The following is a 19,806-nucleotide window of genomic DNA, read 5'->3' on the forward strand; positions in this document are numbered from 1 at the left end:
TAGTTACAGCACCTTTACTGTTGTGATTGCCTTGCCTTCGGGATCGAAGGTGTGGCAAGCGCAAGCCATGCAAGGATCGAACGAGTGAATGGTACGGATTGCTTCCAGCGGACGAACCGGATCAGCGATCGGGTTCTTGAGCAGCGAGGCCTCATACGGACCATGCTGTCCTTTTGCGTCGCGAGGAGAGCTATTCCAAGTCGAGGGCACGACAGCCTGATAGTTGGTCAGCTTGCCACCCTTGATTACCGACCAGTGCGAGAGCAAGCCGCGCGGAGCTTCATGAACGCCAACGCCTTCGATCTCGCCCGAGGGGAAGTCCGGGTTGTTGTGGATGGCAACGTCGCCCTTCGCAATGTTGTCGACCAACAACTGCCAGTGCTTCTCGCCGAGTTCGGCCAGCATGGAGGCGCGGATGGCGCGGGCAACATGGCGGCCCATCGTCGACTGCAACTGAGCTACGCCGATGCGGCGGCCAGCAACGGTCGAAATGAGATCCAGAGCCTTGTCCGTGTGCTTGCGGGTGAGCGGGTCGCCTGCAGCATAGCCAACAAGAATTTGCGCCAGTGGACCAACCTGCATCGGACGTCCATTGAAACGAGGCGCCTTGACCCAAGAGTACTTGCCGTCTGCCTGCCAATCCGTGTACTCGGGATCGGTCTCGCCCTTCCACGGATGGAGAGGCTCTTCGCCCTTGTACCATGCGTGCTTCGTCTCTTCCGTAACTCCGTCAACAAATGCCTTGTCGTTGAAGCCGTTGAAACGGTGAACGCTGGAAAGGTTGCCGTCCATGATGTAACCGCCGACGAGGTCGAACTTCGTGCTCTTTCCATCGAGCGGCAGATCTGGAGCAGCCAAGTAATTCGTTACACCCGCGCCGTAGTTGAACCAGTCGGCATACATGCCGGCGATAGCACAGACGTCAGGCAGGTAAACCTGCTCGACGAACGGCTTCACTTCGTCCATCAACTTCTTGATCATTACCAGACGATCCATGTTCAGGGTCGCGAGGCTATCAAGGTTGATGGCGTTGGACACGCCGCCCACCGTGAGGTTCTGGATATGCGGGCTCTTGGAGCCAAGGATTGCGACAGCCTGAACGGCCTTGCGCTGATATTCGAGGGCCTGCACGTAGTGTGCGAACGCGAGCAGGTTGACCTCGGGGCTCAGCTTCATGGCCGGGTGTCCCCAATAGCCGTTGGTGAAGATACCAAGCTGACCGCTGGCCGCAACAGCCTTGACCTTGTCCTGCGCAGCTGCCATCGCCTTCTTGGAGTTTCCACCCCAAGCGGTGAGGCTCTCGGCCAAAGCACTGGTCTTCGCCGGGTCGGCCGCAGGGATCTTCAGGATGTCAACGAAGTCCAGAGCGGATAGGTGATAGAAGTGCACGATGTGATCGTGCAACGCATGGTTAATGAGAATCAGGTTGCGGATGTACTGAGCGTTCAGAGGAATCTCGAGGTTCAGTGCGTTTTCAACTGAACGAACGCTAGCCATTGCATGCACGGTGGTGCACACGCCGCAGAAGCGCTGGGTAAACAGCCAGGCTTCACGAGGATCGCGGCCCTTGAGGATGTTCTCAATGCCGCGCCACATTGTGCAGGAGGACCAGGAATTAGAAACCGATCCATTCTCCACTTCCACGTCGACGCGGAGGTGTCCTTCAATCCTGCTGATGGGGTCAATCGTTATACGTTTCGCCATTTTTGAAACCTTCTAGTCGGTGTCGTGGATTAGTGTTCCACTGGTGCGTAGCCAGTCAACTGGATTCCGGGTTTAACCTGCTCCTCGTATTCAGCCATCTTAAGCCAATCGGCATTGGAGCCGGGCAGAATCGCCAGCTTCTTTACCGCGACCAAATAGGCTAGTGCGGCGATGGCAATGAAGCCAACGCAGACGAGGAACTCGATGGCAGACGGGAAATAGAACGCGCCGCTCTTGGCCGAGAAGGCCAGGGTCGTCGGGCTGAAGCGGTAAATCATGCCCCCCAGAGCGCAAACCGCGTGCGCCAGGAACATGGTCCGCAGATCCTTCCCCTTTTCCGAGTTCAGGACGTAAGCGGAACCGAGAATCAGCGCCGTTTCAACCCAGAACAGGACAGAGAAGATGCCGTCGATGAATAGATACTTGAATGCGCCGCGAACCAGGATGTCGAGGAAGCGGAAAGCAGTCCAAGCATAGACGATCCAGACGGTCAGCTTGTTCAGCTCGGCCATCACCTCCATGTCGAGAGCACGTTTCCACGTGATCTTGGCAAGAAGGAGGCAGAGGACAACGCAGTTATATCCCAAATACGCCGCTGCCCAAACGTAGATCAGGGGCAGGAAAGGCGTCTGCCAGAGCGGGTGAACGCGATCGCCACCCAGCAGCATCAGAGCGCCCAGTGAAGACTGGTGCATGATCGGCAGGATGTAGGCGAGGCCGATGATGAAGGGATAAACCTTCGACATGGCTTTTTCGCAGAACTCCGCGATGCTGCGCCACTTCGGGAATTCATAAATGATGTACTCGAAGAGCGGCGGCAGGTTTTCCAGGAACAAGGGCACGGATGCATAGAGAGACATGCAAACCGCGATTTCCAGCAGAGGAGACTTCAGGTTCCAGTGCCAGGGCATCACTACCCAGTAGAAGTTCCAGGGACGGCCCACGTCAACGCCAAGCATGCACAGACCGGTGGAGTAGGCGAGGAAGCTCGTAAGGAGCGCCACGCGCATCACGGAGTGCAACTTGGTCCGGTTGAAGATCCAGGCGGCGATGCCCACAGCGAAACCGCCGGAGCCAAGACCGGTGAGGACCATTACGTTAAACGTTTTCCAGAGACCCCACGCATAGGGGTCTGACATGCCCGACATCGTCAGGCCGGATCCGGTACCAATGCCGACGACTTCACGGATTGCAGTGAAAACCAATCCGATCGCAACGACGACCAGCAGGCCCCAGAATCCGCGGTTGAGCACGGGCACACCGTAAACAGGAACACTTCTCTCCCAGCGTGTCATAGTTGTGGCCTCAATCCGGTCTTTTTCTGCTCTTCGGCCAAGTGATGGGCGTGATGCTTAAAGTTCTTACCGGCAAACGCGACCATACCGGCATAAAGAGCTACAGGCAGAGCCAGCCACTTGTAGATTTTGTGCTGGAACTTCAACCGCTCCGGCACAGATTCTTCGCCAAGCTCAGGCAATCCCAGCTTGTCAAAGCCCACTCGCGAGAGGTACAGAACCTGCGTGCCACCACCCTCGGTCTCGCCATACACTTTGTTTTCAAAGTAGCGGCCGGGATTGGCTGCGATACGGCGCTTGGCTTCCTTCAGCAGGTCTTCACGCTTTCCGTAAATGACCGCCTGAGTCGGACAAACACTAGTACATCCAGGTTCTTTGCCTTCAGCAATGCGGTGACGGCAAAGTTCGCACTTAACGATTTTCGGATTGAACCCATCCCACTGGAACGTCGGGATGTGGAAGGGGCAAGCGACTTCGCAGTATCGGCAACCAACGCACTTGGAGCCTAACCACCAGACGATGCCATTATTCTCATCCTTGCGGAGGCCACCGAACATGCAAGCCGTAATGCAGGCCGGATCGGCGCAGTGCATGCACTGCTGCTTGAAATACGAGTGATCCGAACCGTCGGCAGTACGGTACAGCTTGATGATGTTCTTGGTGAAGTAGTTGAGCTCGGGAGGAGCCTGATGGATTCCATCGATTCGAGTGTCGGGCTTCAGATCATTCGCCTGAGAACACGCCACCATACACGATTTACATCCAACACACCGGGTCGCATCGTAAAGCAGACCTAGTGCTCCTTTCGGCATCGGTGCTTCTTCAGCGTGGGCAACCTCTGGAAGGGCGGTGGACACGCAACCTGCCGCAAGAATCGGCAGACTGCCCTTGGCGAGATTTTTTACAGCCTCGCGGCGTGTCATTGCCATGGCTACTTCCCTCCGACAGTCGTCGTCTTCCGGTCCTGTTCGGCGATCGCCTCTTCGCTGCTCTGAAGCTTCTGCGAAGCAGCCCAGGTCGCGCCACCTAGAGCGCCTGCAGCCAGACCGACAAGTCCGGCAGCGGCGGCACCAACTTTGCCGATCGTACCGGAAATGGGAGCGTAAGTGTCAGGTGGGGTAGCGAGGTGAACATCGACGGTGGAGAACGCAGGAATGCGGAAGCCTACCGACTTTTCAGTGCAACCAAAGCAGGGAGCGCCGATACCAATCGGCCACGCATCAACTACTTCGTTAAAGTGGCGGGTAGAGCAGCCAGCGTGAGTGACTGGGCCTTTGCATCCCAACTTGAAGAGGCAATAACCTTCGCGGTGACCCTTGTCGCCAAACTGTCCAGCGAAACGGCCTGCATCGAAGTGTCCGCGGCGCGGGCAATGATCGTGGATCAAACGATCATAGGCAAACTTTGGACGTTTCAAGTCGTCGAGATCGGGCAACTTGGCCATGACAGCGTATTCGAGCACCACGCCAAGAAGAGTGTACGGATTCGGCGGGCAGCCAGGAATATTGACAACCGGCTTGTTGGTGATGATCGAATCTACACCCGTCGCGCCGGTCGGGTTCGGATCGGCCGAAGGCACGCCGCCCCAAGACGAGCAGGACCCCATCGAAATGATTGCCGCCGCCTTGGAACCCACGTCCTTCAGAACTTCCAGCGCGGGGCGTCCCCCGAGCTTCATGTAGATGCCCTGCTCTTTTGTCGGGATCGAGCCTTCAACTACCAGAACGAATTTTCCGGCGTTTTCGGCGACAGCCGCATTCAGGGCTTCCTCAGCCTGCTGACCGCAGGCGACCATGAGGGTCTCATGATAGTCCAGAGAAATTACGTTGAGAATGAGGTCTGCAACATCGGGCTTCGAAGTCCGGAGTAGCGTCTCGGAGCAGCCAGTGCAGTCTTGGAAGTGAAGCCATACGACCGAGGGTTTCTTGGCTTTTCCGACAGCCTTGGCGACTTCCGCCGGGGTTGACTTCTCTGTGAGAGCCAATCCCATTGGAGCAGTGGCCACAAGCGTGGTACAAAGCTGCAAGAAATCTCGACGTGAGTAGCCCGCGTTTTTCAAGCTTTGGGCTATTGTTTCTTTTTCGATAGCGTCTTTTGCCATGTCAATTCCTGTGCGGTGACATTTGCCTGCATCAGTACTTCCGGCCGAACGAGCTTGGACCGGTACAGTCTGGTTCAAGTCGTCGGGAAGGCCCGGCGGGATACACGTATGGGGTGTATTCAGCGCTCTGTTTATCTTTCATTACGCCTCACCAGGCAGTGATTCCTCTCACCGCAAATTGTGATACTCGCTTCAGAGCTGTGTGAGCACTGATTTTGATCACTTTCACAAGTGACGTTCGTCACAACGCCTAGGTTCCAAATCTGGAACGCCACGACTCGATATCTAGCCGTTCTAACCCGTCGCCTCCCCGCCCCATCACGCGAAGATGTGGTCTCCGTGACACGTAACGTGTCTACGAGAACACGAAGATTCTTCCTCCTGGGAATCTAGCTACTTTGTTTTCAGCGGGTTGAATCATGGCACGGTGGCTGCTTCTATCGTGGGCGTAGGACGAAAGGCACGAAGATGAAAGCTCTCGATCTTCACAACTTCCTGAACCAAGCGACAGCGCAGACGTTAATGTTGGTCGCTTTAATGGCCCCCTCGGCTGCACAGACCCGGCAGATTGTAATAAGTGTCCCTGATCACAAACTTGCACTCATGGAACAAGGCCAAGTTAAGAAGGTATACGTGGTCGCCACCGGGCGAAGTGAAACGCCGAGTCCCATCGGAAGCTTCAAGGTCGTGACCAGGGTAACGAATCCGACGTACTACCACAAAGGCAAAAAGGTTGAACCCGGACCGCAAAACCCTGTCGGAACCCGCTGGATCGGGTTGAACGAAAAAGGATATGGCATACACGGAACCAACGCCCCGAAGTCGATTGGCAGGAGCGCTTCGCATGGATGCATTCGCATGAACAAAAATGACCTGGAAGAGCTATTTGAGTTGGTGCGCCCAGGAGACGTAGTCGAGATTCGGGGCGAGCGCGATGAGTTGACGGCGGAGTTGTTTGGAACCCCGGGACCAGAGAACAAGCCAGTTGTAATGGCTGCGGCTACTGAGCTGGCGGCACACGTAGGTCAGTAATTGGAGGGTTGACATGGAACGGGCAATGACGATTGTGATGGCGCTAGCCGCGCTGATGCTCTCGATAGGATTGGCGATTGTGATAGAAGAGCTTATTTTCGGGTGGCTCTTCAAAGTATTTGCGGGAATTCGATCTCTTGCGAAGAACTCGAAAAGCAATGGAACCAGCAGAATGATCAATGTTATCGAACGTAGCTAGAGCTATCGGACACGATTAGTAATAGCCGAACTCGTGGCCATTGGCGCGAAAGGGCCTGAGCTAAGGTGAATCGCGCAAAGACGGGCGCTCACATACTCTCGTTCTACGAGACCATTTACAATTAGAAATCATGCGTCTAATCGTCCGCTCTTCAGCCATCCACGCCGCTGGCGTTTTCACTCTCGATCGCATCCCCAAAGGAACCCTAGTCGTCGAGTACACGGGCACGCGCATGAAGCACGACGACGCCGACCGACTCTATGATGACCGTCCCTACACTTACCTGTTCGGAGTCGGCGATGGCACGTATGTAGTAGATGGGTATGGCATGGCTATGTACTTGAATCATTCGTGCGCGCCAAACTGCGAAACAGAAGAGGACGAGGACGAGCGCGTCTGGATTCGAGCAACGCGTGACATCGAACCCGGCGAGGAATTGGTTTACGACTACTACCTCTACGATGGAGAGGGAGAAGCGCCCTGCACGTGTGGGGCGAAGAATTGTCGCGGAACGATGTATTCGCCAAGAGAGTTGGCCAAAAGGAAGCGTGCAGAAAAAGCTGACAGGAAACCGCGCAGCAGTCGCAATACTAACAGGCGCGCGGCAGTTCAGGAGCACTAGAGCAACAGCCCCAGTCCCTGAAGCTCAGAGAACCACGCGCCAATCACTTTCGCGGCGATTAGTTACTTCTCCGACGGCTTTTCTTTCCTGCGAGCGGCCCAGCGAGCACGGGCAGCCTCAGACATCTTCTTGCGAGCGGCGGCTGAGATCTTGCGCTTAGGTGCCTTCACCGCAGCAGAGGGTTTTCTGCCTGGTTTCGCGGGAGTGGCTTCCACCCCGTCCATGTTACCCAGGACGGACAATGCTTCGTCGACCCTCGCCAATTCTTTACAAAGCCGGATATGCTCCTGCTTCAGCTGATTAATTGCAGCAGTAATTGCCTGATTCGCCATGTTGTTAGTGTAGCAAGAAATAACTTAGTCGAAAGCATTAGGCCGACTCTCAGACATTCGCCATAACATTCTGGAGGGTTAGAACTGGAATTCCGAGCTAGCCTACCAACTCGGGATGCCTCAGCCGTAAGAGGGAGAGTGCCGCCAACGTTTGTGCATCAGCGATATGACCGTCGCGGACCATGTGGTGAAACTCCTCCCAACTGAAAGAGCCTCGGATGATGTCTTGTTCCTCGTGCTCGGGACGAGCATCCAGTTGAGTTAGTTCCCTAGCAACAAAGACGTGCATGGGCTGAGACAGGAATCCATAAGCCACGTAGATTCGCCCAAGAGACTCCAGATGCCCCGCCTTGAGGCCGGTCTCTTCCCGAAGCTCTCCTCGTGCGAGGTCTTCGATGGTGTATTTAGTCGCCTGCTCCCAGGTACCTTGCGGAAATTCCCAAAAACGACCACCCGCCGGATATTTGAACTGCTGCACCATGTGGACCCGACCGTTCTCGACAGGAATGATGATGGCGCAGTCGGGCTTGTCGACGACACCGTAGATGCCATCAGAGCCGTCAGCACGGCGAATTTCGTCCTCCCGAACTGTCATCCACCGGTTCTGGTACACAATGCGTGAACTGAGAGTTTGCATTCGGAGAATCCTCCTATGGGCAGCGATCAGTTGAAGCTTAACAGGGTGAAGCTTCGCTATAATTGGAGTCTCCCATGAGCTATACAGTCCTGGCGCGCAAATATCGTCCCCAGAAGTTTGCTGATGTGATCGGACAGGATCATGTGGTCCGCACTCTAAAGAATGCGTTGGAGCAACAGCGCATTGCCCACGGCTACATTTTCAGCGGACATCGCGGCATTGGAAAGACTACGATCGCTCGTATTCTGGCCATGGCCCTGAATTGCCAATCCAGCGACCATCCTGTGGCTGAACCCTGTGGCGTGTGTGCGTCCTGCCGGGAGATTCGCGAAGGGTCGGTTGGCGCCATGGACGTTATCGAGATTGACGCTGCGACCAATCGCGGCATTGAAGAGGTACGTGGGTTGATTGCCACGGCCACAGCCGAGCCAGCGCGTGACCGCTACAGGATCTTCATCCTGGACGAAGCTCACCAAGTCACCGATGCGGCGTTCAATGCCCTGCTGAAGACACTGGAAGAACCGCCATCGTGGGTGGTCTTCATGATGGCAACGACACAGCCGGAGGACATTCCGCAGACAATCCGATCGCGCTGCCAGCATTTCAGCTTTCATGCGGTTAAGTTTGACGAGATTGTCGATCATCTGCGGGAAATCAGTAAGACCGAAAACCTGAAGGTCGATGACGAAGCATTGGCATTGCTGGCTGAAGCGGGCGATGGCTCGATGCGAGATGCGCTCAGCATCATGGACCAGGCGATCTCATGCTGCGGCGACGTGCTCACCGCTGACTTGGTTCGCGGTCTCATCGGAAATGTCTCGACTGAGGTCCTGGAACGCGTGATGAACGCCGTACACGAGGACTCAAGCGAAGAAGTACTCCGGATTGTCGATAAGCTGATGGTCGAAGGCCAAAGCGCAACCCACTTTGCTCGGCAGACGGTTCGCTTTCTACGCAATTCGCTCGTGGCAAAAGTTGCAGGGACAGAAAGCCCTATTCTGCAGATCAGCTCTGACGAAAAGAATCGAGTATCTAAGGTAGCCTCGATGTTCGCCGAGGAAGAGCTCACGCGCTTCCTGCAGATCATGCTGCGGACTCACGGCGACGTCAGCTACAAGCAGGAACAAAGGTTCCACCTAGAACTTGGGCTCCTCAAAATGGTGCATGCTCAGCGTCTGCTTCCATTGGAACAGTTGCTGAGTTCGGTGAATCTGACAGAACCGGCTGTGACGAGCAACGCGCCAGCGACACGGACGAGTTCTCCGGCTATTACTCCGGCTGCTCGGCATAATCCCGCACCTACATCAGCTCCTATAGCACGACCCTCGGTACCACCTCCGACTTTTGCACCTCGACCTCCAGTGGGCGGAGGCGGATCGCCCTTTGGGCAACCGCCGTCTAAGCCATCGCCATTTGAGGCGGACAAGGCACGGAAAGCCCGCGAAGACATGTCAGCCACTCCGGTCCCGACATCAAGTGCACCATCCTTTGCAGGCCAGACATCCAACCAGACAGTGGAATTCCAGCGACCGCCAATAACGTTCGGCGGGAGGCCTCCCGTTCTAGGACCACAAGCAGTGCCGTTTGCCGCTCCGTCCGCGGCCCCTTTCGAAAATGGTGCTCTGGCAGTAGCTCCGCGAATGGAAGCGCCAGCTCCAGCTAAGGCCTCCGCTGCAGCACTGGATGCAGACGCGATCCGGGAAGCAGTTTTGCAAGCCATGGAGAAGGGCGGCTCGCAGATGCTGAATGCAGCTCTGGAGGAAGGTGCGTGGAGCGCCGAAGGCAATATAGTCACGGTCTCGGTTGAGATGTCGGCAGGCATGATCGAGCTGAGTTATGGAAAAGAGCAGGAGCGCCTTGCGAATCAAGCTGCCAGTAGAGTGGCAGGGCTTCCAGTTAAGGTGAGGCTGGTTACAGGAGCCACAAACACTGGCGAAAGCAAGCCACAACGAAGCACGCCGAGAGTAGGTAACACGGAGAGCTTCAAAACTCGGGCTATGGAAGAACCCGTTGTGAAGCGGATGATGGAAAAGTTCGGCGCGGAAGTGCGCATTGTGATGGACCGTTCAGAAAGGTGAGTTCATGGACCCGAAACAGATTCAAGAGATGATGTCGCGCGCGCAGGAAATGCAGCAGCAGATGCAGCAGAAGATGCGCGAAACCCAAGTCGAAGCTTCGGCAGGCGGCGGCGCCGTTCTGGTGAAAATGAATGGCGAGAAACAGCTACTCTCGGTCAAGATTGACAAAGAGGCTGCGAGCGACATCGAGATGTTGCAGGATCTCGTGATGGCCGCGGTGAACGAAGCTGGGCGAAAGGTGGATTCGTCGGTGCAATCACAGCTCGGAGGATTGCTCGGCGGAATGGGCCTGCCCCCGGGACTGTTCTAAACAAGTGCGAGCGGAACGTCTTGCATTAGGCCCGAAACGTGAGTTTCAGGTGAGCATCCAATTACAGTAGGTGCTTTGAAGAACGATCCGCGGAGATCGATGTAAGTCATGGCCAAGTTTGCCGAGCCTATGGCTCGACTGATTGATGAACTTAAGAAATTGCCCGGAGTGGGAAGCAAGAGCGCACAACGCTACGCATTCCACATCCTTCGCAGCTCAGATGAGGATGCGGAGTTGCTGGCAAACGCCATTCGTGAAATCAAAGCCTCCCTGCGCCTTTGCTCAATCTGCAACAACATCACAGATATCGACCCGTGTGTGTACTGCTCGAATCCGACGCGTAATTTAAGAACCGTGTGCGTTGTAGAAGAACCAACAAACATTGCCGCCGTTGAAAAGGGCCACAGCTACAACGGTTCATATCACGTTCTGCACGGGACCCTTTCACCGATTCATGGCATAGGGCCAGAGCACTTGAGGATCACGAACCTGATGCGTCGGGCTACAAGCGGCGAATTGGACGAAGTGATCTTAGCGACGAACCCGACAGTGGAGGGCGAGGCTACGGCCGTCTATCTGGCTAAGCAACTAAAGCCAACGGGCGTGAGAGTCACGCGCATCGCGACTGGGATTCCGGCGGGTAGTGATATTGAGTATGCAGACGAGGTGACACTGCAAAGAGCGCTCGAAGGCCGTCGAGAGATGTAGAGGAGAATTGAAGCAAAACACAAGCCCCGCCTCGTGCGGGGCTTATTGTTTACAGGTTTAGCCGCGGAGTTTGGCCAACAGATCCTGAGGATGGACAGGCTTGGCGAGAATCTCAAACTCATGGCCACGAGCGCGAGCATTTTCCAGTAGGTCGGCAGTGGCGGCCTGTCCTGAGAAAAGGAGGATCTTACATGACGGCAGGAATCCTCGAATGAGGATTGCCGCTTCAATGCCGTTCATGTCAGGCATAATCACATCGCTGATAATGAGATCAGGCTTGTTGTTGCGGGCGTAATCGACCGCATCGTTTCCGGTGTAGACCGCGGAAGCATTAAATCCGGCTTGATTCAAAATGATTGCCAGCGTATCGGCGATGACATGCTCATCGTCCACGACCAGCACACGAGGCTTTGCCTTGGTTTCCGTCATGTACCCTCTTCGATGCAGGAACTTAGAGTCACGCTGCAAGCGTACCGATTATAGAAGGAGAGATGATTGTCTGGGGTGCTCAAGGCGGATTTTACAAAACTAAACTTATCCGGAAAAGCTAGCCTGCCGTAACCAGAGCCCCAGAAACCAACACAGATGTGCGTTCACTCATCTAAATCTACTTGCGCCGCACTCTCAGAACGCCGATGAACATGCTACAGCAAAGTACCAAAATCTGCCTACTTGCCGCCGGGCTGGCCATAACGATGGCATTTTGCCAGGCATGCAGCCGCACTGATTATAGACACTCCCTTCGAGCCCAGACCCCGGGAGCCACCGCCCGCCAACCACTGATGCTGGCGGCTTACCAGCCATGGTTCGGTGCCTCGGGCCATATCAACGTCGGCTACTCATCTCAGGATCGGACGGTGCTGCAGAGGCAAATCAACGACGCCAAGCAGCTTGGAATCTCCGCGTTCGTGGTGAACTGGTACGGCAAGAATCACCGATTTGAAGACAGCTCCTACGCCTTGCTCCAGCAGCTGGCAGACTCGGATCCGGAGGGATTCAAGGTTGCGCTTATGTACGACGAAAACGATAGTGATCCGGCGAACGCGACGGAAGCGGTCCTCGAAGACCTAAGCTATGCCTATCACCGCTATATCGCTCGTTCTTCGCAGGTACCGAGCGGAGCTTATCTGCGATACAACGGGCAGCCCGTTGTGTTCATTTTCCCGAAAGGCGCCAACGTTGACTGGAACCGCGTACGGCAGGTCGTGGATACATGGGAAGAGCGACCGCTCCTGATCTACAAAGATCCTGTGGCAAAGTGGGCAAGGGCCTTCGATGGCTTCTACGCCTGGGTGCAACCGGGGAAATCCGGTTGGCAGCGTGATGGTAGCAATTGGGGGCAGGAGTACCTGGAATACTTCTACTCGACTATGACCCGAAACTATCCGGACAAGTTGGCGGTGGGTGGGGCGTGGCCCGGGTTCAATGACTCAAGGGCTTCCTGGAGCCGAAACCGGCGCATGGATTCGCGATGCGGAAGAACCCTCGAAGAGTCACTGCAGATGTTCAGACACTACTACGACGCAAGCAGACCCCTTCCCTTCATGATGATCGAAACCTGGAATGATTACGAAGAAGGGACGAACGTAGAAGGCGGCACGCATAACTGCAAGGGCTAAGCGGCACAGTTGTGACGTATCATCATTCGCGTATGGACGATAAGACTTTTCAAACGCATGCTGAGCAGACCATGGATCGGCTGACTCGTGCCCTGTACGACGTGGAAGAAGCCAGCGGCTTCGAGGTAGAGGAGCGCGGCGGGGCGTTGAACTTACATTTCGAAGAACCGCCGGGAACATTCGTGATCTCGCCAAACTCAGCCGCACGCCAGATATGGATTTCTGCACTTTCGACGAGCTTCAAACTTGATTGGAGCGAGTCGTATGCAGACTTTGTGTTGGCCGATTCGGGGGAACCGCTGATGACACTGATGTCCCGCCTGCTATCAAAGCAGACGGGAGATGCGGTGAATCTGAGCTAAGGCGCGTGTCTACTCGGCGTTGCGCAAGTGTGTAGGCGGGGTTACGGTCGAAGCATCGCGCCCAGCATTCTCATGAATGAATGGCTCCGAAGTTGGTTCACCCAACTTACGGCGGAGATCGTTCGCGATCTGAAGTCCATGAAAGCGCCCGTTCTCGATGAATATTTCGTTGGTGTTCATCCCGGCGATGATCACTCCTGCCAGATAGATTCCACGTACATTGCTCTCGAGGGTATGCGTGTCAACGACCGGCTTGCAGGAAGGCTGATCAGCAATATGAATTCCGAGGGCGCGAAGGAAGCTGAAATCAGGATGATAGCCAGTCATGGCCAACACGAAATCATTCTTTAACCGGACTTCCCCGTTGGGACTCTGGAGCACGATCGCGTCAGGTGTAATCTCGCGAATGGACGTGTTGAAGTAAGCGGCGATCTCGTGATTCTTGATGCGGTTCTCGATGTCTGGCTTGATCCAGTACTTGACGTTGCTGGAAATCGCCGATCCGCGATGAACAAGTGTCACGCGAGCTCCGTGCCTCCATAGTTCCAGCGCGGCAATAGCTGCAGAGTTCTTCGCGCCAACGACCACCACGTCCGAATCATAGTAGGGATGAGGCTCGCGATAGTAATGCGTGACTTTGGGAAGATCTTCTCCGGAGACACCCATGCGGTTAGGAAGATCGTAATAGCCCGTGGCAATAACAAGCTTGCGAGCGAGGAACTCAACCGGACTCGAGAGCATGTCTGTGCAATGCACCAGGAACGCTCCATCCGCGCCTTCTACTGAGGTGACGGTATGAAACTGCCGCACCTGCAATCGATAGAACTCGGCCACCTTGCGGTAATATTCGAGCGCCTCAAGGCGTGAAGGCTTTTGCTGAGCACTAACAAATGGGATATCCCCGATTTCAAGAAGTTCCGGCGTAGTGAAAAAAGTCATGTTCGTCGGATAGTTATAAAGCGAGTTGCAGAGGCATCCCTTGTCTACTGCTACAGCCGTGTACCCGGCACGCCGTGCCTCAATCGCGCAGGCGAGTCCCGTGGGACCAGCGCCAATTATGAGTACGTCGAATTGCTCCATCGTCGCTCCCTTGTCTGATAGATGTTACATCCAAGGAAGGCGCTCGAGCGATACTTTGCGCCGAAACGCTATGGTGACAGGAAGGATGAGGAACGGAGGTTGTCGAACAAGGAAGAGTCTATGCGCAGGCGGTGACGTCTTCATCAAGGACTTGCCGCACAACCCTAAAAAGCGTCTCAGGAGTAAAGGGCTTGGAGAGAACATGTGTTCGCGTATCACTCGGTTGTAATACGGCGCGCTCTGCATAGCCTGTGACGTAGATTACCTTCAGCGTAGCCCTGTCCTTCAGCAGTTGCTTAACCACCTCTGGGCCTGACATGTTAGGCATCACTACGTCACAAAGAACAAGGTCGATTGTTGATGCGTGTTCGCGGTTCAAAGCGATCGCAGCGTCTCCATCGGACGCTTGCAGGACATGGTAGCCAGAGCTCTCTAAAATGTGTGCGGTCAATTCACGCAATGCTTCCTGATCTTCAACAATGAGGATTGTCTCCGTACCAGTTGTGGGCACTGTCGCCGAAGGTTGCTCCTGTTCGACGGTCGCCTCAGTAGCGCGTGGAAAGTAGAGATCAAAGCAGGAACCACGGCCCTCTTCGCTCTTCACTTCGAGGTAGCCCTCGCTCTGCTTTACGAAGCCATAAACGATCGCAAGTCCCAACCCGGTACCTACTCCAACGGGCTTAGTTGTAAAGAATGGCTCGAATATGCGTGCCAATGTGTGCTCGTCCATTCCCACTCCGGTGTCGCGGACGCTCAAGCGGACGTGTTCACCTTCGTTGGATCCCATGTGGTGCAGAATGTAATCGGAATCCAAAAACGCATTCCGAGCCTCAATGGTCAGCTTTCCTCCCTTGGGCATCGCATCGCGCGCATTGATTGTGAGATTGATGATGGCCTGCTCCAACTGATTTCGATCTGCTTTGACCCGCCAAAGGTCTGGTGCGATTTTGAGTTCTACTCGGATGTCTTCTCCAATCATTCGGCCCAGAGGATCACGTATATGCGTGAGCACATCGGCAAGATCAAGCACTTCGGAATGGAGCACTTGTTTGCGTCCGAATGCAAGAAGCTGACTTGTCAATTGCGCCGACCTCTCTGCTGCCCTCAATATTTCCTGCAGTTCCCGCGAGCAGTTCACGGTCGCGTCGCGGAACCTATCCATCAACAGTTTCGTATAGCCCTGCACGATGGTTAACTGGTTGTTGAAGTCGTGAGCGATGCCTCCAGCCAGTCGTCCGATAGCTTCCATCTTTGCAGCCTGGCGAAGTTGTTCCTGCATCAGTTGCAGTTCCGACTCCGCTCGCTTGCGCTCTGTGACGTCACGAAGTGACTCAATCGCTCCGACCTTCCTTCCTTCTCTGTCGAGCAACGAAGACGCCATAAGGTCGAGAAATGCGCCCCTGCCACCAAAGGCCAAGGGCACGAACACTTCGGCGTAGACCGAGTTTCCCCTGCGCCTGACGTTCTCATACCTGCGCATCAGATCGGGATCCTCAGCGCCGATGAGATTCATCAACGTCGGGCGTCGTTCGCCGTATACGGCAACCGCATAGGCAAAATCACCTCTACCGATCATCTCTTCCTTTGAAACCCCGGTCATCTTCTCCATCGCGCGATTCCAAGCGATTACCACCTTGTTTTCATCTACTGCGAAAGTACAGTCTGGCAGGAAGTCAATGATGTCAAGCAGTTGCTGGCGAGCGGCTTCGGTCGCCTGCAATTTTGAGAGCTCTGTTATGTCTGCATAAAGTCCGACGGTGGAACCATCCGACGTCTTGCGCTCGCGAATCTGAAGAGTTCTACCTCCAGCCACGCGGAACTCCGATGTTCCGGTACCGGACTGATGATCTCGAACATAACGAGCGAGCCAATTAGAATCTGCGGGCTTGTAGCGCTGAGTCACTTCAGAGGCCAAGTCGGTGTACGTGCGACCAATTACCTCTGGGCCAAAGCCCCATAATGTGCGGTACGCCTCATTGCAGAGAATAAGCTCATCTTGTGGGTTGAAAAGCGCGAACCCTTCTGAGATCGCTCCAATTGCATCCGAAAGTCTCTGCCGTGCCGCTTCAACTTCCCGTTTCGCTTCAGTCAGAGCGCCCAGTGCACTCTCAAGTTCCGTTGTGCGACGACCAACTTCCTCCTCAAGCATGAAGGTGGTCTGCAATAAGCTGAATTCATGTTGAGGACTGTCGAGGCTGCGTTGCACCCGATTCACGAGAGCGTTGATGATCTTGTCGCGTCGCTTGATCTCCTGCAGGAGTCCAGCAACATCGTCTGGAGCGCAACGCAGATCCAGGTCTTCAGCCATGTCGAATGTCTCTCGCACCAATCGCTATCCCAGTGAAGGTCTGGTTCACATGCATGCCGCGAAACTGTTCGCCGTAAGAGCTAAATCCGACAACATTGTGCTGCCTCATAATCGCAGCAATGTCGGGCATGGACTTACTATTCATCAACTCAATGCGGCGCAGGATGCAATCGCACCCAATGACCGCACGAGGTGAGCCGATCGACTCCTCAATCTGCTGGAATAAGAGCGTCAGATTCTCAGCCATGTCGATGTTGTTCGCAACGCTGAACACCATGCCTTCGTCGATGGCGCAAAAGAATCGGATGCTGCGATCAGGATTTATCTTCTGGATGGAGCGAACAAAATCTGTTCCTCCTACCTTGACCACCAACGGATGGGCGGAAAACACTGCTGGCGATACTCTCTCGACATCTACGCCGACAGCACGAGCGTATTCTTCGGCTGCCGGCAATCCATTGATCTCGGTAGCCAAGCGCTTGTCCGGAATCGCCCCGGTGAGGATCAGCTTGCGCGTGCCGGAAACAAAATGCTGAGTCTTGAAGGTTGTAAAAGGATGGTTCGTGTAAACCACAAGCAGCACTGCTGAGTTCGTATAACTCTGGCCGTTGTACAAGACTAAGGTCTGTTCGAAATCCAGGCCATCCCCAGCCGACCCCCCAACCAGTGGGATCCGGCCGAGCCCATCTTGCACAGCTCGCGCAACTACCTCTTCATGGAAACAAAGGCCGTCTATGAGTAGAAGCGCAAAACACTGGCGAGGCTCAAAGGTCTGCACACGTTGCGCCAGTTTCTGACGAAGACGATAAGCGAACGCTTGCCCTTCCTTGATGTCCAACTCAGAAACATTTTCGATGAGCCCGCATTCAAACTGGAAATCCTCAGCTCCAAGGCTTATTGCCGACACTCCGCCATCTGTGTAACCTTCGGGCCCGATCTCACCGCCAGTGGTGCAGCCAATCATTGGCAGAGGGCCAAACCGCTCTTTCAACTCTCTTGCGAGTTCAGGGACATCGTACTGCCTCGACAAGAAGACAAGCAGCAAGCCTGCGCGCTCGTCTCCAACGCGAGAGTACAACTCTAAAGCCGCAGTAGATGGATCAGGAGACGAGGAATAGCCTACCTTAATTCTTGGGCCGGGGCTGGTGCTTGCAGAATTCGAATGCGACAACATATTGTCCTGCCGGGGCGGAATCGTAACACATATCAGAAACTCTGAGCGCATCGGTGCTCTTCTCCGATTTTCGATTCGGGAAAAATGTCTATCGGCCCCTGAAGAGATCGCCTGTGGTCCCTAAGAACGTGGGTGGTGGGCGCCGAACCGCCATGACATAAAGATTTATGTTGGCGGGCATTACCGTACTATGGTACTAGTACAGTCATGCTGCTACACGTCAATGCATCATCAGGGATTCCCATTTACCAGCAGATCGTTGGGCAGGTGAAGAACGCTGTTGCTTCCGGTGCAGCGCGTCAAGGCGATCCCCTGCCCTCGGTGCGCAAACTGGCGGCCGCCTTGCGGATTAATCCCAACACCATCGCCCGTGCGTATCAGGAACTGGAGCGCGAGGGCATCACTCGCAGCATTCCCGGAGGAGGGACCTACATATCAGATGTGAAGCCGGGGCTGTTGAAGAGCGAGAAGATCAAACGGCTGCGGCCATTGGCAAGGCACCTTGCAGTGGAGTGCGTGCAATTGCGTTTTTCGGAGCGCGAGTGTTTGGAACTGCTGAAGGAAGAATTCGCAGAACTGAGGAAGAATCATGAACGAGTGGGCGATTAAAGCTGATGGGCTCATAAAGCGCTATGGCGATGTAAGCGCGCTCGATGGGCTGAACGTGAATGCGCCAGTAGGTTCTGTATATGGATTTCTCGGGCGCAATGGCGCAGGAAAAACAACTGCAATCAAGATTCTGCTTGGCCTTGGACGAGCAACTGCAGGAACCGCGACAGTGCTGGGTCAAGCAGTGCATCCAGACAACATTGCGATACTAGAACGTACCGCATACGTCGGCGAAAACAAACCTCTGTATGACTGGATGACCCCAGCACAAATGGTTAAGTTCACTCGCGGATTCTACAAGACGTGGTCGGATGAGGCGGCACGCCGCTACGCAGAAATGCTGGAAGTTCCAATGGAGCGACCAATCAAGAAGCTTTCGAAGGGGAACCGAACGAAAGTTTCGCTTCTCTTGGCGCTGGCACAAGGGGCTGAGTTGATGATCCTGGATGAACCCACATCGGGGCTGGATCCGGTGTATCTCGATGACGTGTTACGCACACTGGTACAGGATCACGTCGGCGAAGGGCGCTCAATATTCTTCTCTTCCCACGATCTCACAGAGGTGGAGCAAGTGGCTGACTGGGTTGGGATCATCCATGAAGGCAAGATGCTGCTTGAAGCGCGGCTCGATGATATTCGCGAGAACTATCGATTGGTGATAGCGAGCGGGAGTGGGCTGCCGGACAAAGGAGGCCAGGTTGTATCCGCGCTGCGCGAAGGAGAATTCAGCAAATATGTGTTGGCACGTGAAGGAGAGGTCTTTGCGGAAGGATTGAAGCATCAGGGTGCGGCGGTGCTGGAAGTGAAACCAATGAGCCTGCGCGAGGTATTTCTGGCTCTGGTTAGAAAGGAGACCGGAAATGTACCAATGGAAGTGCTGGCTTGAGTATGGGAAATTTGCGCTCGGAATGATCTTGTTATTCACCGTTTTTGTTTGCTGGATGGACGAGCTAGCAATCACTCACAAGTACTACTCACTCGGAGCTGGGCAGAGCACCTCAAATTTCGCATTGCAGGTCCAGCGTGGTCTGCAGGACATTAACGTGGGATTGATACTGCTGAGTGGCTGGATTGCCGCGCTGTTCAGCGGCAGCACAGCCGGTATCGCAATGGAGTACGACACCAAAACCACTGAATTCCTGTTTACACGTCCACAGAGAAGGGGCTGGCTACTCTGGGTTAACTGGCTTAGCGGCGTTATAGCCATTCAGTGTGTAATGCTGATCCCATTGCTGATCTCGGCCTTTTTCTGCTACGCACGTGCGCATTTGATACTGGATCCACGAATGTTTGCCGTGGCTATTGCAGCAGCACCTGTAAACCTGATCCTGTTTGGAATTGCACAGTTTGGAGGAGTGGTGCTGAAGGGCGCATCTCGAGGGAGCGTCTTCGCCTTGATTGCGTCTGGGCTCTACACTACGGGTTGCATGCTGTTGCGCAGTCACCTTGGGTTGCAAACTCCCCACTGGTGGTTTGACAAGCTGTTTGACATTCTCAGACTGTCAGGCGTGAAGCCTTTCTTCTGCGAGGTTGTCGCACTTTGGCTTCTGGTCGCGGTGGCGATTCCTTTTGCGACTCAGAAGCTGCTGGAGCATCGTGACATGGCTTAGCACTTTTGCGGTAAGCTGGGGAGGTG

At 54.8% G+C, this 19,806-nt stretch carries 21 protein-coding genes; 11 read left to right on the top strand and 10 right to left on the bottom strand.

Features of this window, described 5'->3' with window-relative positions; translation table 11 throughout:
- Positions 1–3: 3 nt before the first annotated feature.
- From AC6IZD_RS09105 to AC6IZD_RS09120, 4 genes are read right to left on the bottom strand one after another with little or no spacing between them, the layout of a single operon-like run.
- Complete coding sequence (locus AC6IZD_RS09105; RefSeq protein WP_497787378.1) at positions 4–1,704, bottom strand: nickel-dependent hydrogenase large subunit; 1,701 nt, start codon at positions 1,702–1,704, stop codon at positions 4–6.
- A gap of 29 nt (positions 1,705–1,733) precedes the next feature.
- The gene (gene nrfD, locus AC6IZD_RS09110) at positions 1,734–2,999 is read right to left on the bottom strand and encodes an NrfD/PsrC family molybdoenzyme membrane anchor subunit (protein ID WP_497787379.1); all 1,266 of its coding nucleotides are present in this window, start codon (positions 2,997–2,999) and stop codon (positions 1,734–1,736) included.
- Positions 2,996–3,928, bottom strand: a complete 933-nt coding sequence (gene hybA / locus AC6IZD_RS09115; RefSeq protein ID WP_497787380.1) for a hydrogenase 2 operon protein HybA — start codon at positions 3,926–3,928, stop codon at positions 2,996–2,998. Before hybA ends, nrfD begins: the two co-directional genes overlap by 4 nt.
- 2 nt (positions 3,929–3,930) lie before the next feature.
- A complete protein-coding gene (locus AC6IZD_RS09120) occupies positions 3,931–5,100 on the bottom strand; it encodes a hydrogenase small subunit (RefSeq protein WP_497787381.1) in 1,170 nt (389 codons plus the stop codon).
- A gap of 468 nt (positions 5,101–5,568) precedes the next feature.
- On the opposite strand from AC6IZD_RS09120, the gene AC6IZD_RS09125 reads away from it, so the two are divergent.
- The 3 genes from AC6IZD_RS09125 to AC6IZD_RS09135 all read left to right on the top strand — a co-directional run bounded on the left by AC6IZD_RS09125 (position 5,569) and on the right by AC6IZD_RS09135 (position 6,953).
- The gene (locus tag AC6IZD_RS09125) at positions 5,569–6,132 is read left to right on the top strand and encodes a L,D-transpeptidase (RefSeq protein ID WP_497787382.1); all 564 of its coding nucleotides are present in this window, start codon (positions 5,569–5,571) and stop codon (positions 6,130–6,132) included.
- A 13-nt stretch (positions 6,133–6,145) separates the two neighbouring features.
- Complete coding sequence (locus AC6IZD_RS09130) at positions 6,146–6,331, top strand: hypothetical protein (RefSeq protein WP_497787383.1); 186 nt, start codon at positions 6,146–6,148, stop codon at positions 6,329–6,331.
- 130 nt (positions 6,332–6,461) lie between these two features.
- Positions 6,462–6,953: an SET domain-containing protein gene (locus AC6IZD_RS09135; RefSeq protein WP_497787384.1), complete on the top strand. Its 492-nt coding sequence runs from the start codon at positions 6,462–6,464 to the stop codon at positions 6,951–6,953.
- Between the two features lie 62 nt (positions 6,954–7,015).
- On the opposite strand, the gene AC6IZD_RS09140 is transcribed toward AC6IZD_RS09135, so the two are convergent.
- Together AC6IZD_RS09140 and AC6IZD_RS09145 are read right to left on the bottom strand one after the other, a co-directional pair.
- Positions 7,016–7,285 (bottom strand): hypothetical protein, encoded by a 270-nt coding sequence (locus tag AC6IZD_RS09140; RefSeq protein ID WP_497787385.1) that lies wholly within the window; start codon positions 7,283–7,285, stop codon positions 7,016–7,018.
- 97 nt (positions 7,286–7,382) lie between these two features.
- Positions 7,383–7,922 carry an NUDIX domain-containing protein gene (locus tag AC6IZD_RS09145; RefSeq protein WP_497787386.1) on the bottom strand — a complete coding sequence of 180 codons (540 nt, stop codon included), beginning with the start codon at positions 7,920–7,922 and terminating at the stop codon, positions 7,383–7,385.
- A gap of 74 nt (positions 7,923–7,996) precedes the next feature.
- Here AC6IZD_RS09145 and dnaX point away from each other — a divergent pair, with 74 nt between their 5' ends.
- From dnaX to recR, 3 genes are all read left to right on the top strand, one after another.
- Positions 7,997–10,000 carry a DNA polymerase III subunit gamma/tau gene (gene dnaX / locus AC6IZD_RS09150; RefSeq protein ID WP_497787387.1) on the top strand — a complete coding sequence of 668 codons (2,004 nt, stop codon included), beginning with the start codon at positions 7,997–7,999 and terminating at the stop codon, positions 9,998–10,000.
- A 4-nt stretch (positions 10,001–10,004) separates the two neighbouring features.
- A complete protein-coding gene (locus AC6IZD_RS09155) occupies positions 10,005–10,310 on the top strand; it encodes a YbaB/EbfC family nucleoid-associated protein (protein ID WP_497787388.1) in 306 nt (101 codons plus the stop codon).
- A 108-nt stretch (positions 10,311–10,418) separates the two neighbouring features.
- Positions 10,419–11,018 carry a recombination mediator RecR gene (recR, locus tag AC6IZD_RS09160; protein WP_497787389.1) on the top strand — a complete coding sequence of 200 codons (600 nt, stop codon included), beginning with the start codon at positions 10,419–10,421 and terminating at the stop codon, positions 11,016–11,018.
- A gap of 57 nt (positions 11,019–11,075) precedes the next feature.
- Here the strand turns inward: recR and AC6IZD_RS09165 are convergent, their stop codons facing one another.
- The gene (locus AC6IZD_RS09165; RefSeq protein WP_497787390.1) at positions 11,076–11,447 is read right to left on the bottom strand and encodes a response regulator; all 372 of its coding nucleotides are present in this window, start codon (positions 11,445–11,447) and stop codon (positions 11,076–11,078) included.
- Between the two features lie 206 nt (positions 11,448–11,653).
- On the opposite strand from AC6IZD_RS09165, the gene AC6IZD_RS09170 reads away from it, so the two are divergent.
- Together AC6IZD_RS09170 and cyaY are read left to right on the top strand one after the other, a co-directional pair.
- Positions 11,654–12,637, top strand: a complete 984-nt coding sequence (locus AC6IZD_RS09170; protein WP_497787391.1) for a glycoside hydrolase family 71/99 protein — start codon at positions 11,654–11,656, stop codon at positions 12,635–12,637.
- Positions 12,638–12,669: 32 nt separating this feature from the next.
- A complete protein-coding gene (cyaY, locus tag AC6IZD_RS09175) occupies positions 12,670–12,999 on the top strand; it encodes an iron donor protein CyaY (protein ID WP_497787392.1) in 330 nt (109 codons plus the stop codon).
- Positions 13,000–13,008: 9 nt separating this feature from the next.
- On the opposite strand, the gene AC6IZD_RS09180 is transcribed toward cyaY, so the two are convergent.
- From AC6IZD_RS09180 to AC6IZD_RS09190, 3 genes are all read right to left on the bottom strand, one after another.
- Positions 13,009–14,079 (bottom strand): YpdA family putative bacillithiol disulfide reductase, encoded by a 1,071-nt coding sequence (locus AC6IZD_RS09180; RefSeq protein WP_497787393.1) that lies wholly within the window; start codon positions 14,077–14,079, stop codon positions 13,009–13,011.
- 118 nt (positions 14,080–14,197) lie between these two features.
- A complete protein-coding gene (locus AC6IZD_RS09185; RefSeq protein WP_497787394.1) occupies positions 14,198–16,387 on the bottom strand; it encodes a hybrid sensor histidine kinase/response regulator in 2,190 nt (729 codons plus the stop codon).
- Entirely contained in the window at positions 16,380–17,561 is a 1,182-nt protein-coding gene (locus AC6IZD_RS09190) for an FIST N-terminal domain-containing protein (protein WP_497787395.1), read from the bottom strand. The genes AC6IZD_RS09185 and AC6IZD_RS09190 overlap by 8 nt, the downstream gene beginning before the upstream one ends.
- Before the next feature lie 207 nt (positions 17,562–17,768).
- Here AC6IZD_RS09190 and AC6IZD_RS09195 point away from each other — a divergent pair, with 207 nt between their 5' ends.
- Genes AC6IZD_RS09195 through AC6IZD_RS09205 form a run of 3 tightly spaced genes read left to right on the top strand, consistent with a single transcriptional unit; the run spans position 17,769 to position 19,780 of the window.
- Positions 17,769–18,170: a GntR family transcriptional regulator gene (locus tag AC6IZD_RS09195; RefSeq protein ID WP_497787396.1), complete on the top strand. Its 402-nt coding sequence runs from the start codon at positions 17,769–17,771 to the stop codon at positions 18,168–18,170.
- A complete protein-coding gene (locus AC6IZD_RS09200; RefSeq protein ID WP_497787397.1) occupies positions 18,151–19,056 on the top strand; it encodes an ABC transporter ATP-binding protein in 906 nt (301 codons plus the stop codon). Before AC6IZD_RS09195 ends, AC6IZD_RS09200 begins: the two co-directional genes overlap by 20 nt.
- Positions 19,031–19,780, top strand: a complete 750-nt coding sequence (locus tag AC6IZD_RS09205) for a hypothetical protein (RefSeq protein WP_497787398.1) — start codon at positions 19,031–19,033, stop codon at positions 19,778–19,780. The genes AC6IZD_RS09200 and AC6IZD_RS09205 overlap by 26 nt, the downstream gene beginning before the upstream one ends.
- Positions 19,781–19,806: the final 26 nt, after the last annotated feature.

This window comes from Koromonas humicola (assembly GCF_059726255.1).

Bases quoted from the DNA above. Each gene is read 5' to 3' on its own strand.
- AC6IZD_RS09105 (WP_497787378.1), bottom strand. From the start codon at position 1,704: ATGGCGAAACGTATAACGATTGACCCCATCAGCAGGATTGAAGGACAC.
- nrfD (WP_497787379.1), bottom strand. From the start codon at position 2,999: ATGACACGCTGGGAGAGAAGTGTTCCTGTTTACGGTGTGCCCGTGCTC.
- hybA (WP_497787380.1), bottom strand. From the start codon at position 3,928: ATGGCAATGACACGCCGCGAGGCTGTAAAAAATCTCGCCAAGGGCAGT.
- AC6IZD_RS09120 (WP_497787381.1), bottom strand. From the start codon at position 5,100: ATGGCAAAAGACGCTATCGAAAAAGAAACAATAGCCCAAAGCTTGAAA.
- AC6IZD_RS09125 (WP_497787382.1), top strand. From the start codon at position 5,569: ATGAAAGCTCTCGATCTTCACAACTTCCTGAACCAAGCGACAGCGCAG.
- AC6IZD_RS09130 (WP_497787383.1), top strand. From the start codon at position 6,146: ATGGAACGGGCAATGACGATTGTGATGGCGCTAGCCGCGCTGATGCTC.
- AC6IZD_RS09135 (WP_497787384.1), top strand. From the start codon at position 6,462: ATGCGTCTAATCGTCCGCTCTTCAGCCATCCACGCCGCTGGCGTTTTC.
- AC6IZD_RS09140 (WP_497787385.1), bottom strand. From the start codon at position 7,285: ATGGCGAATCAGGCAATTACTGCTGCAATTAATCAGCTGAAGCAGGAG.
- AC6IZD_RS09145 (WP_497787386.1), bottom strand. From the start codon at position 7,922: ATGCAAACTCTCAGTTCACGCATTGTGTACCAGAACCGGTGGATGACA.
- dnaX (WP_497787387.1), top strand. From the start codon at position 7,997: ATGAGCTATACAGTCCTGGCGCGCAAATATCGTCCCCAGAAGTTTGCT.
- AC6IZD_RS09155 (WP_497787388.1), top strand. From the start codon at position 10,005: ATGGACCCGAAACAGATTCAAGAGATGATGTCGCGCGCGCAGGAAATG.
- recR (WP_497787389.1), top strand. From the start codon at position 10,419: ATGGCCAAGTTTGCCGAGCCTATGGCTCGACTGATTGATGAACTTAAG.
- AC6IZD_RS09165 (WP_497787390.1), bottom strand. From the start codon at position 11,447: ATGACGGAAACCAAGGCAAAGCCTCGTGTGCTGGTCGTGGACGATGAG.
- AC6IZD_RS09170 (WP_497787391.1), top strand. From the start codon at position 11,654: ATGAACATGCTACAGCAAAGTACCAAAATCTGCCTACTTGCCGCCGGG.
- cyaY (WP_497787392.1), top strand. From the start codon at position 12,670: ATGGACGATAAGACTTTTCAAACGCATGCTGAGCAGACCATGGATCGG.
- AC6IZD_RS09180 (WP_497787393.1), bottom strand. From the start codon at position 14,079: ATGGAGCAATTCGACGTACTCATAATTGGCGCTGGTCCCACGGGACTC.
- AC6IZD_RS09185 (WP_497787394.1), bottom strand. From the start codon at position 16,387: ATGGCTGAAGACCTGGATCTGCGTTGCGCTCCAGACGATGTTGCTGGA.
- AC6IZD_RS09190 (WP_497787395.1), bottom strand. From the start codon at position 17,561: ATGTTGTCGCATTCGAATTCTGCAAGCACCAGCCCCGGCCCAAGAATT.
- AC6IZD_RS09195 (WP_497787396.1), top strand. From the start codon at position 17,769: ATGCTGCTACACGTCAATGCATCATCAGGGATTCCCATTTACCAGCAG.
- AC6IZD_RS09200 (WP_497787397.1), top strand. From the start codon at position 18,151: ATGAACGAGTGGGCGATTAAAGCTGATGGGCTCATAAAGCGCTATGGC.
- AC6IZD_RS09205 (WP_497787398.1), top strand. From the start codon at position 19,031: ATGTACCAATGGAAGTGCTGGCTTGAGTATGGGAAATTTGCGCTCGGA.